At 35.1% G+C, this 14,151-nt stretch carries 12 protein-coding genes and 1 pseudogene; 7 read left to right on the top strand and 6 right to left on the bottom strand.

What is annotated here, in order from left to right; translation table 11 throughout:
* Nucleotides 1-7 precede the first annotated feature (7 nt).
* The 7 genes from ACIQ66_RS05445 (at nucleotide 8) to ACIQ66_RS05415 (ending at nucleotide 7,596) form a co-directional block, all read left to right on the top strand.
* Nucleotides 8-760: an enoyl-CoA hydratase/isomerase family protein gene (locus tag ACIQ66_RS05445; RefSeq protein WP_396211778.1), complete on the top strand. Its 753-nt coding sequence runs from the start codon at nucleotides 8-10 to the stop codon at nucleotides 758-760.
* Between the two features lie 80 nt (nucleotides 761-840).
* On the top strand, nucleotides 841-1,437 hold the full coding sequence (locus ACIQ66_RS05440; protein WP_396211777.1) for a transferase hexapeptide repeat family protein: 597 nt from the start codon (nucleotides 841-843) through the stop codon (nucleotides 1,435-1,437).
* A 67-nt stretch (nucleotides 1,438-1,504) separates the two neighbouring features.
* Complete coding sequence (locus tag ACIQ66_RS05435) at nucleotides 1,505-2,824, top strand: dihydrolipoamide acetyltransferase family protein (RefSeq protein ID WP_396211776.1); 1,320 nt, start codon at nucleotides 1,505-1,507, stop codon at nucleotides 2,822-2,824.
* A gap of 4 nt (nucleotides 2,825-2,828) precedes the next feature.
* A complete protein-coding gene (locus ACIQ66_RS05430; RefSeq protein WP_396211775.1) occupies nucleotides 2,829-3,896 on the top strand; it encodes a branched-chain amino acid aminotransferase in 1,068 nt (355 codons plus the stop codon).
* Nucleotides 3,897-3,991: 95 nt separating this feature from the next.
* Nucleotides 3,992-6,037 carry a thiamine pyrophosphate-dependent enzyme gene (locus ACIQ66_RS05425; protein WP_396211774.1) on the top strand — a complete coding sequence of 682 codons (2,046 nt, stop codon included), beginning with the start codon at nucleotides 3,992-3,994 and terminating at the stop codon, nucleotides 6,035-6,037.
* Between the two features lie 363 nt (nucleotides 6,038-6,400).
* The gene (locus ACIQ66_RS05420; RefSeq protein ID WP_396211773.1) at nucleotides 6,401-7,138 is read left to right on the top strand and encodes a rhomboid family intramembrane serine protease; all 738 of its coding nucleotides are present in this window, start codon (nucleotides 6,401-6,403) and stop codon (nucleotides 7,136-7,138) included.
* A 32-nt stretch (nucleotides 7,139-7,170) separates the two neighbouring features.
* Nucleotides 7,171-7,596 (top strand): Uma2 family endonuclease, encoded by a 426-nt coding sequence (locus tag ACIQ66_RS05415; RefSeq protein ID WP_396211772.1) that lies wholly within the window; start codon nucleotides 7,171-7,173, stop codon nucleotides 7,594-7,596.
* 170 nt (nucleotides 7,597-7,766) lie between these two features.
* Here ACIQ66_RS05415 and rlmB read toward each other — a convergent pair whose 3' ends face one another.
* The 6 genes and pseudogenes from rlmB to ACIQ66_RS05385 form a co-directional block, all read right to left on the bottom strand.
* Nucleotides 7,767-8,501: a 23S rRNA (guanosine(2251)-2'-O)-methyltransferase RlmB gene (gene rlmB, locus ACIQ66_RS05410; protein ID WP_396211771.1), complete on the bottom strand. Its 735-nt coding sequence runs from the start codon at nucleotides 8,499-8,501 to the stop codon at nucleotides 7,767-7,769.
* A 46-nt stretch (nucleotides 8,502-8,547) separates the two neighbouring features.
* Nucleotides 8,548-8,871, bottom strand: coding sequence for a type II toxin-antitoxin system RelE/ParE family toxin (locus tag ACIQ66_RS05405; protein WP_396211770.1), 324 nt, complete (start codon nucleotides 8,869-8,871; stop codon nucleotides 8,548-8,550).
* Complete coding sequence (locus ACIQ66_RS05400; protein ID WP_396211769.1) at nucleotides 8,861-9,091, bottom strand: hypothetical protein; 231 nt, start codon at nucleotides 9,089-9,091, stop codon at nucleotides 8,861-8,863. Before ACIQ66_RS05400 ends, ACIQ66_RS05405 begins: the two co-directional genes overlap by 11 nt.
* Before the next feature lie 89 nt (nucleotides 9,092-9,180).
* Nucleotides 9,181-9,318: pseudogene (locus tag ACIQ66_RS05395) on the bottom strand (23S rRNA (guanosine(2251)-2'-O)-methyltransferase RlmB); the annotation flags it as partial.
* 71 nt (nucleotides 9,319-9,389) lie between these two features.
* A complete protein-coding gene (locus tag ACIQ66_RS05390) occupies nucleotides 9,390-10,949 on the bottom strand; it encodes a RagB/SusD family nutrient uptake outer membrane protein (protein WP_396211768.1) in 1,560 nt (519 codons plus the stop codon).
* Between the two features lie 5 nt (nucleotides 10,950-10,954).
* A complete protein-coding gene (locus tag ACIQ66_RS05385) occupies nucleotides 10,955-14,077 on the bottom strand; it encodes a SusC/RagA family TonB-linked outer membrane protein (protein ID WP_396211767.1) in 3,123 nt (1,040 codons plus the stop codon).
* Between the last annotated feature and the right edge of the window lie 74 nt (nucleotides 14,078-14,151).

Here is a 14,151-nt window from a genome sequence, read left to right as displayed (position 1 = left end):
AATAATTATGACAGAAGCATACGTAAAACAAAATATAGTAAACAACATCGCCACCATCGAGTTTTTTCATCCAGAACAAAACTCATTGCCTAGCGATATATTAGCACAATTAGCCAACACAATAACAGAAGTTGGAAATAATTCAGAAGTAAAAGTAATCATCCTAAAAAGTGGTGGCGAACGAACTTTTTGTGCTGGAGCAAGTTTTCAAGAACTAATTTCCATCAACGATGCAGCAACCGGAAAAGTATTTTTCTCAGGATTTGCCAACGTAATTAACGCAATGCGAAAATGTCCAAAATTCATAATAGGACGCATTCAAGGAAAAACCGTTGGTGGTGGAGTTGGAATAGCAGCGTCAACCGATTATTGTATGGCAACTAAATTTGCAGCCATTAAATTATCAGAATTAAATGTCGGAATCGGACCTTTCGTTGTATCACCAGCTATCGAAAGAAAAATGGGAGTTTCAGCAATGTCTCAAATTGCAATCGACGCCAACACATTTTATGAAGCCAATTGGGCAAAAGAAAAAGGTTTGTTCGCTCAAATATTTGAAAACATAGAAGAAATGGACGAAGCTGTTCAAAAATTCGCCGAACATTTATGCACCTACAATCCGGAAGCCATGCTCGAAATGAAAAAAGTATTTTGGCGAGGCACCGAAGATTGGGATAATTTATTAGCCGAAAGAGCTGCAATAAGCGGAAGATTAGTTTTATCTGATTTTACAAAAGAAACATTGAAGAAGTTTAAATAAGGTGGTAGGTTTTAGGTATTGGGTATTAGGTTTATTCCTTATCCTACAACCTACAACCTACAACCTACAACCTAAAAAAAATGGTATACGAATTCAAAGGGTTCATCCCAGTAATACACGAAAGTAGTTTCATCCATCCGCAAGCATCGGTTACGGGTAATGTGATTATTGGAAAAAACGTTTACGTTGGTCCAGGCGCAGCGATTCGTGGCGATTGGGGCGAAATCATTATTGAAGATGGTTGTAACGTACAAGAAAATTGTACGATTCATATGTTTCCAGGAAAATCAATGGTATTGAAAGCCGGAGCACACATCGGTCACGGAGCGATTATTCACGGAGCTAACATCGGAGCTAATTGCCTTGTCGGAATGAACTCCGTAATTATGGATGACGTAAATGTTGGCGATGAATGTATTATTGGTGCATTAAGTTTTATCAAAGCCGGAATGCAAATCCCAAACCGAAAAATGGTAGTAGGAAATCCATCCACAATAATAAAAGATGTTTCTGATGAAATGATTGATTGGAAAACTAAAGGAACCGCTTTGTATCAGCAATTGCCAAAAGAATGTTACGAAACCTTAAAAGCAGTTGAACCATTGCGAGAAATTCCTGCCAATCGACCAACACAAGAAGCGTTTTATAAAACATTAGAAGAATTTAAAAATAAGTAGACAGTCTCAGTCTCAGTTTTCAGATACTATTGAAACTGCGACTGCGACTGCGACTGAAGACTAAAATATGATAACAGAATTCAAAATGCCCAAAATGGGTGAAAGTATTTCCGAAGCAACAATAATCAGTTGGGTTAAAAACGTGGGTGATTTTGTAGAAGCCGAAGAAACTATTTTAGAAGTCGCTACCGATAAAGTCGATAGTGATGTTCCTTCGCCTGTTTCGGGTGTCATTACTGAAATTCGTTTTCAAAAAGATGACGTTGTTGAGGTTGGAACTGTTTTGGCACTAATTGAGGTGGTAGGTAAAGAGGTATTAGGTAGTAGGATTGAGGTAGTAGGTAGCGGAAATGAGGTAGTAGAAAAATCTACAAAGATTAACACACAACTTACAACCTACAACCCACAACCCACAACCCAAAATCAACCCACTACCTATAACCTACAGCCTACAACCTTTATAAGCCCATTAATAATTTCAATTGCTCAAAAAGAAAACCTTTCCATAGAAGAATTACAAACTATTCCAGGTTCAGGAACCGAAGGAAGATTACAAAAAAGCGATGTTTTTAACTATTTGAAGAACCGTAAATATCCTTTAAAAAGTATTCCACAACCTACAACCTACAACCCACAACCTACAGCCTTTCCAAAACCAAAAATCAATTTCGTAGAAGGAAAAGACCGAATTGTAGAAATGGACAGAATGCGCAAGATGATTGCCGATCACATGGTGTATTCTAAGCAAACTTCACCTCACGTAACTTCTTATATTGAAGTAGATGTTACAAATTTAGTGAATTGGAGAAACGAAAACAAAGACAAATTTCAACAAAAACACAACGAGAAATTAACGTTTACACCAGTTTTTGTTCAAGCTGTAGCAAAAGCTGTAGCTGATTTTCCAATGATTAATGTTTCTGTGGACGAGAAAAATATTATCGTTCACAACGACATCAATATCGGAATGGCAACCGCATTACCATCAGGGAATTTAATTGTTCCAGTAGTGAAAAATGCCAATGAAAAAGATTTAGTCGCTTTAGCAAAAGATGTAAATAATTTGGCGGAAGCTTCACGAAATAACAAATTAAAACCCGAACAAATTCAAGGAAGTACATTCACTATTTCCAACGTAGGAACTTTTGGAAGTTTGATGGGAACACCAATTATCAATCAACCCGAAGTAGCCATTTTAGCATTAGGAATAATAAAAAAACGGCCCGAAGTTATCACAACTGAAAAAGGTGACGAAATCGCCATCCGAAGTATGATGTATCTTTCTTTATCCTTCGACCATCGTGTAGTTGATGGATTTTTAGGAGGTTCATTCTTACGAAAAGTAGGCGATTATTTAGAACAATTTGACGCAAACACAACAATATAACATTATGGAAACAGTAATGACACAAGCAATAAAAATAACTAAAGTTTCACAATCAAGAGTTTCAGAAGTAAATCTTGAAAACATCACGATGGGAACCAATTTCACTGATCATATGTTTATATGTGATTATGAAAATGGAGAATGGAGCAATCCAAGAATTGAACCATTGGCTTTGATTCCAACACATCCTGCAGCAATGGCTTTACATTATGGACAAGCTATTTTTGAAGGAATGAAAGCAACTTTAGGAAAAGATGGAACACCATTATTATTTCGTCCTGATGAAAACGCAAAACGAATGAATTTTAGTGCTGACCGAATGGGAATGCCTTCCTTTCCAGAAGATTTATTTGTGGAAGCCTTGAAACAATTCACCGCTTTAGAAAAAAATTGGATTCCACAATCAACAGGAAGTGCTTTGTATTTGCGTCCGTTTATGTATGCCGATGAAGCTTTTATCGGAATGCGTGCAGCTACAAGTTTCAAATTCATCGTAATGGCATCGCCAGCAGGACCATTTTTTAGTAAAAAAATCAAATTATTCGCAGAGAAAAAATACGTTCGTGCCGTAAATGGTGGAACTGGAGAAGCCAAAGCAGCCGGAAATTACGCAGCAGCAATTCGTCCAACAGAATATGCAAAAGCTAAAGGTTTTGACCAAGTGTTGTGGTTGGATGCTCAAGATTTTGAATACATTCAAGAAGTAGGAACGATGAATATTTTCTTCAAAATTGATGGAAAATTCATTACGCCAAGTTTAACCGGTTCTATTTTGTCTGGAATTACCAGAATGAGCGTTATCGATTTATTAAGAAGTAAAGGGTTTGAAGTAACAGAAAGACCAATAACCATTTCAGAAATCATCGAAGCATCTAAAAACGGAACTTTAGAAGAAGCATTCGGAACAGGAACAGCAGTTGGAATCGCAATGGTAGAAGAAATTGGAAACAACGATTTATCGATTAAATTTCCAGCAGAGAACCCAGTTTCGGTAATGGTAAATGACACTTTAAATGCTATTAAAGTGCAAGATATCAAAGATGAATTTGGTTGGATTGTAGAAGCGAAATAAATTCTAAACCACTAAGACACTAAGAAGGCACAATGAACACAAAGTTACATAAATAGTGAGCTTCTCGCTTTCTTTGTGGTTAAATTTTAAAATAAATGTTAGATAAAAATACACTAGAAAAAGCATTTTCAACAATGGCAACTGCCAAAGCTATGGCAACCTTGTATGAAGATAATTTCAAAATAGTTTCCAAATACGTGCACGCAACTTCCCGAGGTCACGAAGCGATTCAAATTGCGATGGCGATGCAATTGTTGCCACAAGATTATGCGTTTCCGTATTATCGTGATGATGCAATGATGCTAGGAATCGGGATGCAACCTTATGATTTGATGTTGCAGTTGATGGCAAAAAAAGACGATCCATTTTCGGGCGGACGAACTTATTATTGTCATCCAAGTTTGAAAGATGCTGATAAACCTAAAATTCCACATCAATCATCAGCAACAGGAATGCAAGCGATTCCGGCAACTGGTGCAGCTATGGGATTTTGGTATAAAGAAAATATAGGAATTCAAGATGCTAATCAAGAGAAACCATTAGTTGTTTGTTCACTTGGAGACGCATCCGTAACCGAAGGAGAAATCGCCGAAGCATTGCAAATGGCAGCGTTGAAACAACTTCCAATTTTATATTTGGTACAAGATAACGGTTGGGATATTTCGGCAAATGCTGCTGAAACTCGTGCTCAAAACGCGTTTGAATACGCTAAAGGATTTCACGGAATTGAAGCGATTTCGATTGACGGAGCTAATTTTACTGAAAGTTATTTAGCGTTACAAAAAGTGGTAAAAACGATTCGTGAAGAACGTCGTCCGTTTTTAGTTCATGCTAAAGTTCCGTTGTTGAATCATCATACTTCTGGTGTTCGAATGGAATGGTATCGTGACGATTTGGAAGAAGCGCAATCGCGTGATCCTTTTCCGGTTTTGATAAAACAATTGTTGGAAGCTGGATTTACTAATGAAGAAATTCAAACTATAGAAAATACGGCTGTTGCCAAAGTCCAAGCTGATTTTGATAAAGCACAACTAGCTGAAGATCCAACACCAGAAGATTTATTTACACACGATTTTGCTCCAACTCCAATTATGGAGGAAGTTGGTGAACGAAATCCAGAGCGTGAAGATAAAGTTGTGATGGTTGATTGTGCGCTTTTTGCAGTTGAAGAATTAATGAGAAAGCACCAAGAATGTTTGCTGTATGGACAAGACGTTGGCGGAAGATTGGGTGGAGTTTTTAGAGAAGCCGCTACTTTAGCACAAAAATTCGGTGACGAACGTGTATTCAATACGCCAATTCAAGAAGCTTTCATCGTTGGTTCTACGGTTGGAATGTCGGCTGTTGGTTTGAAACCAATTGTTGAGGTGCAGTTTGCCGATTACATTTGGCCAGGATTGAACCAGTTGTTTACCGAAGTCAGTCGCTCGTGTTATTTATCCAACGGAAAGTGGCCAGTGAGCATGATTCTTCGTGTGCCAATTGGTGCTTACGGAAGTGGTGGACCTTATCATTCGTCTTCTGTAGAAAGTGTTTTAACAAATATTCGCGGAATAAAAATCGCGTATCCAAGCAATGGTGCCGACTTAAAAGGTTTGCTGAAATCTGCTTATTACGACCCAAATCCGGTTGTGATTTTGGAGCATAAAGGTTTATATTGGAGTAAAGTAAAAGGAACGGATGCCGCCAGAGTCAACGAACCTAGCGAAGATTACATTTTGCCTTTCGGAAAAGCCAATATCGTTCAAGAAATTTGGGAACAAGAAACCGACGAAACCATAACCGTTATCACTTACGGAATGGGCGTTCATTGGGCTTTGAACGCATCAGCAACGATGAAAAATCAAGTAGAAATTATCGATTTACGAACTCTTTTTCCACTTGATGAAGAAACTATCTTTAAATCGGTTAAAAAAGCCAAAAAATGCCTTGTTGTAACCGAAGAACCAACAAACAATTCTTTCGCAAGAAGTTTGGCTGGATTAATTCAAGAAAAATGTTTTAAATATCTTGATGCGCCAGTAATGGTAATTGGTTCGGAAAATATGCCTGCGATTCCACTAAATAGTACGTTGGAGTTTACCATGATTCCAAATGTGGATAAAGTGCGTTTGAAAATGGAAGAACTTTTGAATTATTAGTTTGCAGTCTCAGTCTCAGTTTTCAGTAACTGCTAACTGATGACTTTTTTAAGGAGCTATTTCCTGCTTTCCGTTGCAATCTTTTATTTTTTAATGAAAAAAATAAAAGGATTTCCACTGCAATCAGGGCTAGGGCAGTTGGTTGCAAGAGTGCTTTTTTTGAAATTCTGCCTCTTTTCAATACAAAACCTAACTAACCCTGATACTGGAATTGTTTGAGCTCTTGTCTCGTTTTCTCAAAACGAGATAAAGCGAGTTCCAGTAGCAGGAATAAGGATTGCTAAAATACCCAAGCCATTCGTTTCTAGTTATGACAAAATAGCAGTTTTTTATTTTTGGCTGTATTTTTGACTAGCTTTAGAAATGCACGACAACTATTTTAAATATTCGCCTTCTGTTTGGATTGTTCCAACACTGTTGATTTTCCTGATGTGGTCGGTTTTTTATATCGATGATTCTTTTAATTTGCATTTGGCGCAATTGGGTATTTTTCCGAGAACTTTTTCGGGTTTGATTGGCGTGGTTTGTAGTCCGTTTTTGCATGGTAACTTGAACCATTTGGCGAATAATACTATTTCGCTATTTATTTTTACTGCAGCTTTAATCTATTTTTACAGAGAAGTTTCGTTGAAAGTGCTGTTTTACGGAGTGCTACTTTCGGGAATTATCACTTGGTTGATTGGCCGTGAATCGTATCACATTGGTGCAAGCGGATTGATTTATGTGATTTTTAGCTTTATTTTCTTTAAAGGTTTGATGAGTCAATATTACCGATTGGTGGCTTTGTCGCTAACGATTATTTCGGTTTACGGTGGTATGTTTTGGTACATTTTTCCAGATATAGAAAACTCAATTTCTTGGGAAGGTCATTTGGCTGGACTCCTCACAGGATTTGTTTTTGCTGTACGTTTCAAAACTCCCGACTATAAAAAAGCCACGCAATATGAATGGGAAAAACCAGATTATAACCCAGAAGGCGATAAGTTTTTGGAGCGATTTGACGAAAACGGAAATTTTGTAAATAAACCAATTGAAGAGGAAATTGAGGATTATTTTACTACTAATGAAAATATTACTTATAATTTTAAAAAATCAAATTGATATATTTGTATTTTTGTTTAATTATTTTTTCAATGAGCACTATTATCTCAAATATCAAGCAACTCGATTTAAAGGCAAGTTATACTTATGCTGATTATTTGCTATGGAATTTTAAAGACAGAGTAGAGCTTATTAAAGGTAAAGTTTTTAAAATGAGTCCTGCTCCAAGTTCCTCTCATCAGCGTATTTCTGGCGAATTAACATATCAGTTAAGCAAAGTTTTTAGGAAAACAACTTGTCAAATGTATGTTGCCCCTTTTGATGTAAGATTAATCAATTTTAAACAAAGTACAATTGATAAAAAGATTTTATCAGTTGTTCAACCTGATTTGTGTGTGATTTGTGATGTTGAAAAAATAGACGAAAAAGGTTGCATAGGTACGCCAGACTTGATTATAGAAATTCTTTCACCGGGAAATTCTAATCGTGAAATGACTATCAAATTTGATTTGTACTAAGAAAGCGGTGTTAAAGAATATTGGATTGTCAACCAATCTGAAAAAACAATTTTGATTTATGTTTTAAAAGACGACAAGTTTATTGGTTTGAAGCCACTTGTTGAGAATAGTAAATTAGAAAGTCCTACGTTTCCTAATTTAAAATTTTCTGTTAAATCTATTTTTAAAGTTTAACTTCTTTGTCTTACTGCTTCATATAAAAACGCTCCACAAGCCACAGAAACATTTAACGAACCGATTGTTCCAAACATAGGAAGTTTGGCTTTCTCATCGACTATTTTTAGCACTGATGGGTTAACGCCTCTGTCTTCGCTTCCCATAATGATGGCAACAGGCGAATTTAAAGCAACATCATAAATGGTATGGTCTGTTTTTTCGGTTGCGGCAACAGTTTTGATTCCGCTTGCTTGCAATAAGTAAATGGCATCTTTAATATGCTCAACTTTGCAAATAGGCACATTGAAAACCGCACCTGCAGAAGTCTTAACGGTATCACCATTAACAGGAGCAGAGCCCGACTTTTGGACAATAATTCCATTTACACCTGTGCATTCAGCCGTTCTGATAATGGCTCCAAAGTTTCTTGCATCTGAAATTTGATCTAAGATTAAGAATAAAGGAACTTTATTAGCCGTTAGTGTATCATCAATTAAAGTTTCTAAGTCGAAGAAACCAATAGGAGATACGGTTGCCACTGCACCTTGGTGGTTATTAGGAGTAAGGCGATTTAGTTTTTCTACAGGAACATAGGAAAAGTTGATGTCATTTCGTTTCATGACTTTCATCAAATCTTTCATCAATTCGCCCGAAGCTTCTTTTTGAATATATACTTTATCCACAGTTGCACCTGACTGAATTGCTTCAATAATCGCTCTAATACCAAATATTTGATTTTCTTTTTCCATGGCGCAAAGATATAAAAAAAACCACCAGTTTTAGGCTGGTGGTTTACTAGATTAAATCTTTTAATATTTTGATGTCAACGTTTTCTACTTCACTCTTATCCCAGAGAATGACCATGATTATTTTATGTTCTTCCTTGTTAATAATAATATTTTGAGTAACAACTCTTGCTCCTCCACTTTTTCCTTTACCTTTGGATGTGATACTCATTCTTATTTTCTTGAAGCCATTTCCTAAATCTACACCGATATCTGGATTTTCCTCAATAGTATTCATTAAATTGCGAATGTCTTCTTTGATTGATTTATGTTTCTTTGAAAGTCGTTTTAGTTCTTTTTCAAATATTGATGTTTCAACAAATTCAAATTTCATTTAATGTATCACTTAATTTTTTTCCTATCTTTTTTCCAGATGCAATTTCCTTTGATTCTTTGATAGCATTTTCAATTTTTTTATAAAATAATTTTTCTTTCGTTATTATTTTTTCTTCTTCTTTAGGTACTATTTTTAGGTCAATCCCTAATTTATTTGCAATATCAAGTAATAGATTAATATCTTTCTTTGAATTGCTATTTAAAAGTAATGTTTCCATATTTAATTTATTAATATTCCAAAAGTATATAATATTTTAATTTATTCAAATTAATCAACTAGTTTTTATAATAGTAACTTTTAATATATTCGCTTCATGACTTTCATCAAATCTTTCATCAATTCGCCTGAAGCTTCTTTTTGAATATATACTTTATCCACAGTTGCACCTGACTGAATTGCTTCAATAATCGCTATAATAACAACTATTTGATTTTCTTTTTCCATGGCGCAAAGATATAAAATAAAACCATCTCGTTTTGAGCGAGATGGTTTTGATATTTAAACTAGTTTTTAAATTACCAACCTGGATTTTGTTGACTGGCTAATGTTGGATTTGTATTTATTTCCTGAAGTGGAATTGGCCATAAAATTCTAAAGTTTGTTTTAGGAATAGCAGCCTCTCCATAAGGACCTGAATATGGAGTCGTTGTACTATAAAGCGCAGCTGTATTTGTACCATTTCCTACTTTTGCAGGAATTCCATTAGTGGCTGCAATGTCATCATACAGTAAACGATGAATGTCTGACCATCTTCTACCTTCCATTAAAAACTCAATTCTTCTTTCTTTAAGAATTGCATTAACAACATCTGCTTGAGTCACTAATGTTGCAGCAGTGTATGCTTGTGTTGATGGAGATGCTAACGATCTGTTTCTTACACTATTTAATAATGAAATTGCTGCTGTTAAATCTGGAGAAGATTTTCTTGCTTGTGCTTCTGCCATATTCAATACAACTTCAGCATAGCGTATAACTGGTGCAGCATCTGTATAGGTTCCACCATCTTTGTATTTGTTTGTGTATTTGACACCTGATACAGTTTCAACCATAACACCTTCTTCTCTTCTTTTATCATCTGCTAACCAACTTGGGTCGTTCCATATGATTGGGCTAATACAAACTAATCTTCTCGTTTTGTATTGTGAAGCAAGTGCAGCATTTACACCCGGGTTTTGACCTGTTCCAGGGGCATGTCTTATTGAAAAAACAGACTCAGAATTAGTTAGATTAGCACTAGTTACAAAAGGACCATTTGGAGTTGCTGTTAATAAATTTACAGCTAAAGTTTTAGCACCCTCTGTAATTACATCATCCCATTTTCTTTGGTGTAAATAAACTCTAGTTTTAAATGCAATAGCAGCATTTTTTGTAGCCAAACTTTTATCAGCTGTTTGCGTAATTAAATTTTCAGCATCGTTTAAATCAGCGATTACTTTTGAATAGCAATCTGCAACAGTGTTTCTTCCCTTAAGGATTTCAGAATCAATTTCTCCTTGAGTATCTATGCCAACTTCTCTATATACGATACCAGGATGAGAAGCAGTAGCAGTAAAATTATAAGGTTGAGCAAAATAGGCAAGTAATTCAAAATGTGTAATAGCCCTTAAGAATTTTGCTTGTCCAATATAATCATTTCCTACAGCTGAGGAAATAATATTATTGGCAACAGCTTTTGAAACACCCTCTATAACTAGATTACATCTGTTAATTAGTTTATAACCATCAATCCAGTAATAAACATTATTGGCTGAGTTAGGGTCATAAGTTGACTGATATGTTATTTGGTAAAAAGCTTGAAGATTTACTACATCTTCACCTCTGTTGTCTCCTTGCTGAACAAATGCTGCTCCCCATACATAACCTCTACCACCATTTGAAGATGTTGTGTTAAACTGGCCAAGTTGAGCGGCATTATACATTCCATTTACAGATAGAGCAATTAAAGATGGAGAAGAATATGCATCTTCATTAGAAATGTTATTTATTGGTGAAAGATTCAATACTTTTTCTTCTGAACATGAAGAAACCAGTAATGAAAATATAGCAACTGAAGCTAATTTTATATACTTTTTCATAATTATTATAAGTTTACGTTAATACCTACCGACATTGATTTTGCTCTAGGAGAACCATTTAAATCAACACCAAATGTTTCCATTTCTGGATTTAAACCTTTGTAGTCAGTAATAATGAACATGTTTTGTAATTGAACATAGAAACGAATTCTATCTACTTTAATTCTTTCTGTCAAACTTTTTGGGCAACTATAGCCGAAAGAAACATTGTCTAAACTAATAAAATCGCCATTTTCAACAAATCTAGAGGTAGCGCTTGTTTGGTTGATAAAATTTCCTCTTCCAGCCCATAGTCTTGGTGTAACACCATCACCTGGTTCTGATGGACTTTGCCATCTTCCAATTATTTCTGTACTATTGTTATTTAAATCTTGATTTAACATTTCTCTTCTTGTAGCATTGAATATTTTATTACCACCACTAAATCTAACTAAAAAACCAAAGTCAAAATTTTTGTAAGATAGATTTGAACTAAATCCTCCGAAATAAGTTGGTAAAGTATTACCAAGCACTTTTCTATCAGCCGCAGTCAAGTTTGAAGCTGTAGAAACATTTGTTGGATTATTTGGGTCAAATGTTACGTAAGTTTGGGTGGCAATATTACCTTGTACTAAAGAACCGTCTGCTTTTACGTATACTGGATTTCCATTTGCACTGTTAACACCCCAATATTCAAAACCATATAAAGAATTAGGAGATTCATTATGTCGTATAATAATGTTTGGATTAACATTTATATCAGTTGTTGATGGACTTGGTAATATATCAGCGTTATTAGATGGTAATGATGTAACTAAACTTTTTTGTAGCGTTAAATTTGCATTTACCGACCATTTGAAATCTTCTGTATCAATAATACTTGCATCAATTCCAAATTCTTGACCTTTGTTTTCTATCGCTCCAACATTTTTTATTGTTGTACCTCCAGCTATTCCAGGAAGACCAAGTGATGCTCCAACTGGAACTCTCAATACAAGTCCGTCTTGATCATTTTTAAAATAATCAAAAGTAAATTTTATTCTATTTCTTAAGATAGAAAAATCTATACCAAAATCAGTTTTTCTACTTGTTTCCCATCTTAACTGATCATTACCAAATTGTGTATATCCTATACCATTTGCAGCTCCATATTGAGAGGCAGAAGTTAGTCCACGATAAGGATAAGAACCTGGAACTCCTGTGTTTCCTACTTCAGAATAAGAAGCTCTTAATTTAAAACTTGAAATTTTATCAGACAATGAAGACATAAAGGATTCTTTTGCAACATCCCATCCTGCAGAATATCCAGTAAAATATTCCCATCTAGTGTCGGGACTAAATTTTGATAATCCATCTCTTCTCAAAGAACCCTGTAAGAAGTACTTTTGTTTATAATTATAGCTTAATCTTCCTAAATATGAAGATAAACCTTCTTCTGTTATACCTCCAGCTACAGTTTGTACCCCATAAGCGCCAGTAACAATACCATTATCATAAAATTCATTTGCTAAACCAGTTCCGGCCGCTTCATAAAATTGATTTCTTTCTTTTTGATATTCCGCAACGAATGTTGTAGCAAAATTGTGATTTTCAAATAACGTTTTGTTATAAGTTAAGATATTTTGAATATTCCATCTAAGATTTGATGTATTGTCATTTTGAATTCTACCACTATCATTAATATTATCCCTTCTTCCATCTCCATGAGTTGGATTCCAGTACAAGTAGCCTAATAAATCTTGTTTATCAACAGATGCTTGAAGTCTGTAGTTTAAACCTTTTGCTAAATCTGCAGACAAAAAGGTATTTAATAGTATTCTTGTGTTTTGCGATTCAAATTTATTTTTATCAAGCACATAAACAATATTAGATAAGTTAGCGCCTACTCCTTGTAAGTTAGTTCCTTGTCCAACATTTCCATTAGCTAAATTTATATTGTAGCCTGTTGGGTTAGAAGCATCGTAGATAGGAGTATTAGGTAACTGTCTAATAGCGCTAAAAATGTTTCCTGAAATTGAACCTCTTCCCACGTTTAAACCAGAATAATCAGTTTTTGTCAAACCAACATTACCTCCTAAAGAGAACCAGCTATTTACTTTATGTTCTAGATTTGTCTTAAAAGTGTATCGATCCATGCTATTGCTTTTTGCTACACCTTCTTGAGTGTTGTAACCAATAGACATGTAATAATTTGTCTTGTCATTTGCTCCACTAAGTGATAACGAATGTTCTAATTGTAAAGCCCTATTGTTAAGAACTGCAGCTTGCCAGTCGGTATCGTATTGATTTCCAACCGCCCATGCAGGCTGACCTGCGTTTGTTCTTTTTTCATTTGCTATCGTTAAGAATTGCTCCGTGTTCAATAAATCAAATGTCTCGATTGCTTTATTAAAACCTACTGTGCTGCTGTATGAAATTTTGGCATCACCTTTCTTACCTTTTTTTGTTGTAATTAAAACTACACCATTAGCACCTCTTGAACCATAGATTGCTGTTGCAGCTCCATCTTTTAGGATGTCAAAAGATTCAATGTCATTAGGGTTAATGTCACCTAAACTATTTGCAAAAGTATAAGAACCAGAATCTCCAGAATATATAGGCATACCATCAACAACATACAAAGGTTCAGTTCCAGAGGTTATAGATCCTACACCTCTTATTCTTATTCTTGGTGCTTGTCCAATAATTCCTGTAGGCGAAGTTACTTGAACTCCAGAAGCTCTACCTGCTAATTGGCTTTCAAAACTTGGAGTAACCAACCCCTTCATGTCATCACCTTTAATTCTTGTTATTGAACTGGTCACTTCGTTTCTTTTTTGAACTCCATAACCAACTACTACAACTTCATCAAGTATTGCTGAATCATCAGCCATCTTGACCTTCATGCCATTAGAAGCTGATACTTCCATTGTTTTCATACCAGTAAAACTGAATACTAAGGTTTTTCCTTGAGTATCAGCTACTTTAAATTTACCATCAAAATCGGTTTGAGTACCGTTTTGAGTTCCTTTTACAAGGACATTAACTCCTGGCAACGGCAAACCACTCTGGTCTGTTACTGTTCCGCTAACCGATTTGTCTTGCGCATACGTTAGTTGCGACATTAGCAATAAAAACATTGCTAAGAATCCATTAAACTTTAGTTTCATAGTCTATTATTTTGAATTAGTTTGCCTCAAAAGTCTTAATTATTCGTTAACATTCCAAACTTTTGTTAACTTAA

The organism is Flavobacterium sp., assembly GCF_044377315.1.
GTDB lineage: Bacteria > Bacteroidota > Bacteroidia > Flavobacteriales > Flavobacteriaceae > Flavobacterium.
The sequence above is the reverse complement of the archived record's forward strand: the minus strand, read 5'-3'. Positions and strand labels throughout refer to the sequence as shown.

What these genes read in the sequence shown, in the direction of transcription:
- ACIQ66_RS05445 (WP_396211778.1), top strand. Translation starts at nt 8, where the DNA reads ATGACAGAAGCATACGTAAAACAAAATATAGTAAACAACATCGCCACC.
- ACIQ66_RS05440 (WP_396211777.1), top strand. Translation starts at nt 841, where the DNA reads ATGGTATACGAATTCAAAGGGTTCATCCCAGTAATACACGAAAGTAGT.
- ACIQ66_RS05435 (WP_396211776.1), top strand. Translation starts at nt 1,505, where the DNA reads ATGATAACAGAATTCAAAATGCCCAAAATGGGTGAAAGTATTTCCGAA.
- ACIQ66_RS05430 (WP_396211775.1), top strand. Translation starts at nt 2,829, where the DNA reads ATGGAAACAGTAATGACACAAGCAATAAAAATAACTAAAGTTTCACAA.
- ACIQ66_RS05425 (WP_396211774.1), top strand. Translation starts at nt 3,992, where the DNA reads ATGTTAGATAAAAATACACTAGAAAAAGCATTTTCAACAATGGCAACT.
- ACIQ66_RS05420 (WP_396211773.1), top strand. Translation starts at nt 6,401, where the DNA reads ATGCACGACAACTATTTTAAATATTCGCCTTCTGTTTGGATTGTTCCA.
- ACIQ66_RS05415 (WP_396211772.1), top strand. Translation starts at nt 7,171, where the DNA reads ATGAGCACTATTATCTCAAATATCAAGCAACTCGATTTAAAGGCAAGT.
- rlmB (WP_396211771.1), bottom strand. Translation starts at nt 8,501, where the DNA reads ATGGAAAAAGAAAATCAAATATTTGGTATTAGAGCGATTATTGAAGCA.
- ACIQ66_RS05405 (WP_396211770.1), bottom strand. Translation starts at nt 8,871, where the DNA reads ATGAAATTTGAATTTGTTGAAACATCAATATTTGAAAAAGAACTAAAA.
- ACIQ66_RS05400 (WP_396211769.1), bottom strand. Translation starts at nt 9,091, where the DNA reads ATGGAAACATTACTTTTAAATAGCAATTCAAAGAAAGATATTAATCTA.
- ACIQ66_RS05390 (WP_396211768.1), bottom strand. Translation starts at nt 10,949, where the DNA reads ATGAAAAAGTATATAAAATTAGCTTCAGTTGCTATATTTTCATTACTG.
- ACIQ66_RS05385 (WP_396211767.1), bottom strand. Translation starts at nt 14,077, where the DNA reads ATGAAACTAAAGTTTAATGGATTCTTAGCAATGTTTTTATTGCTAATG.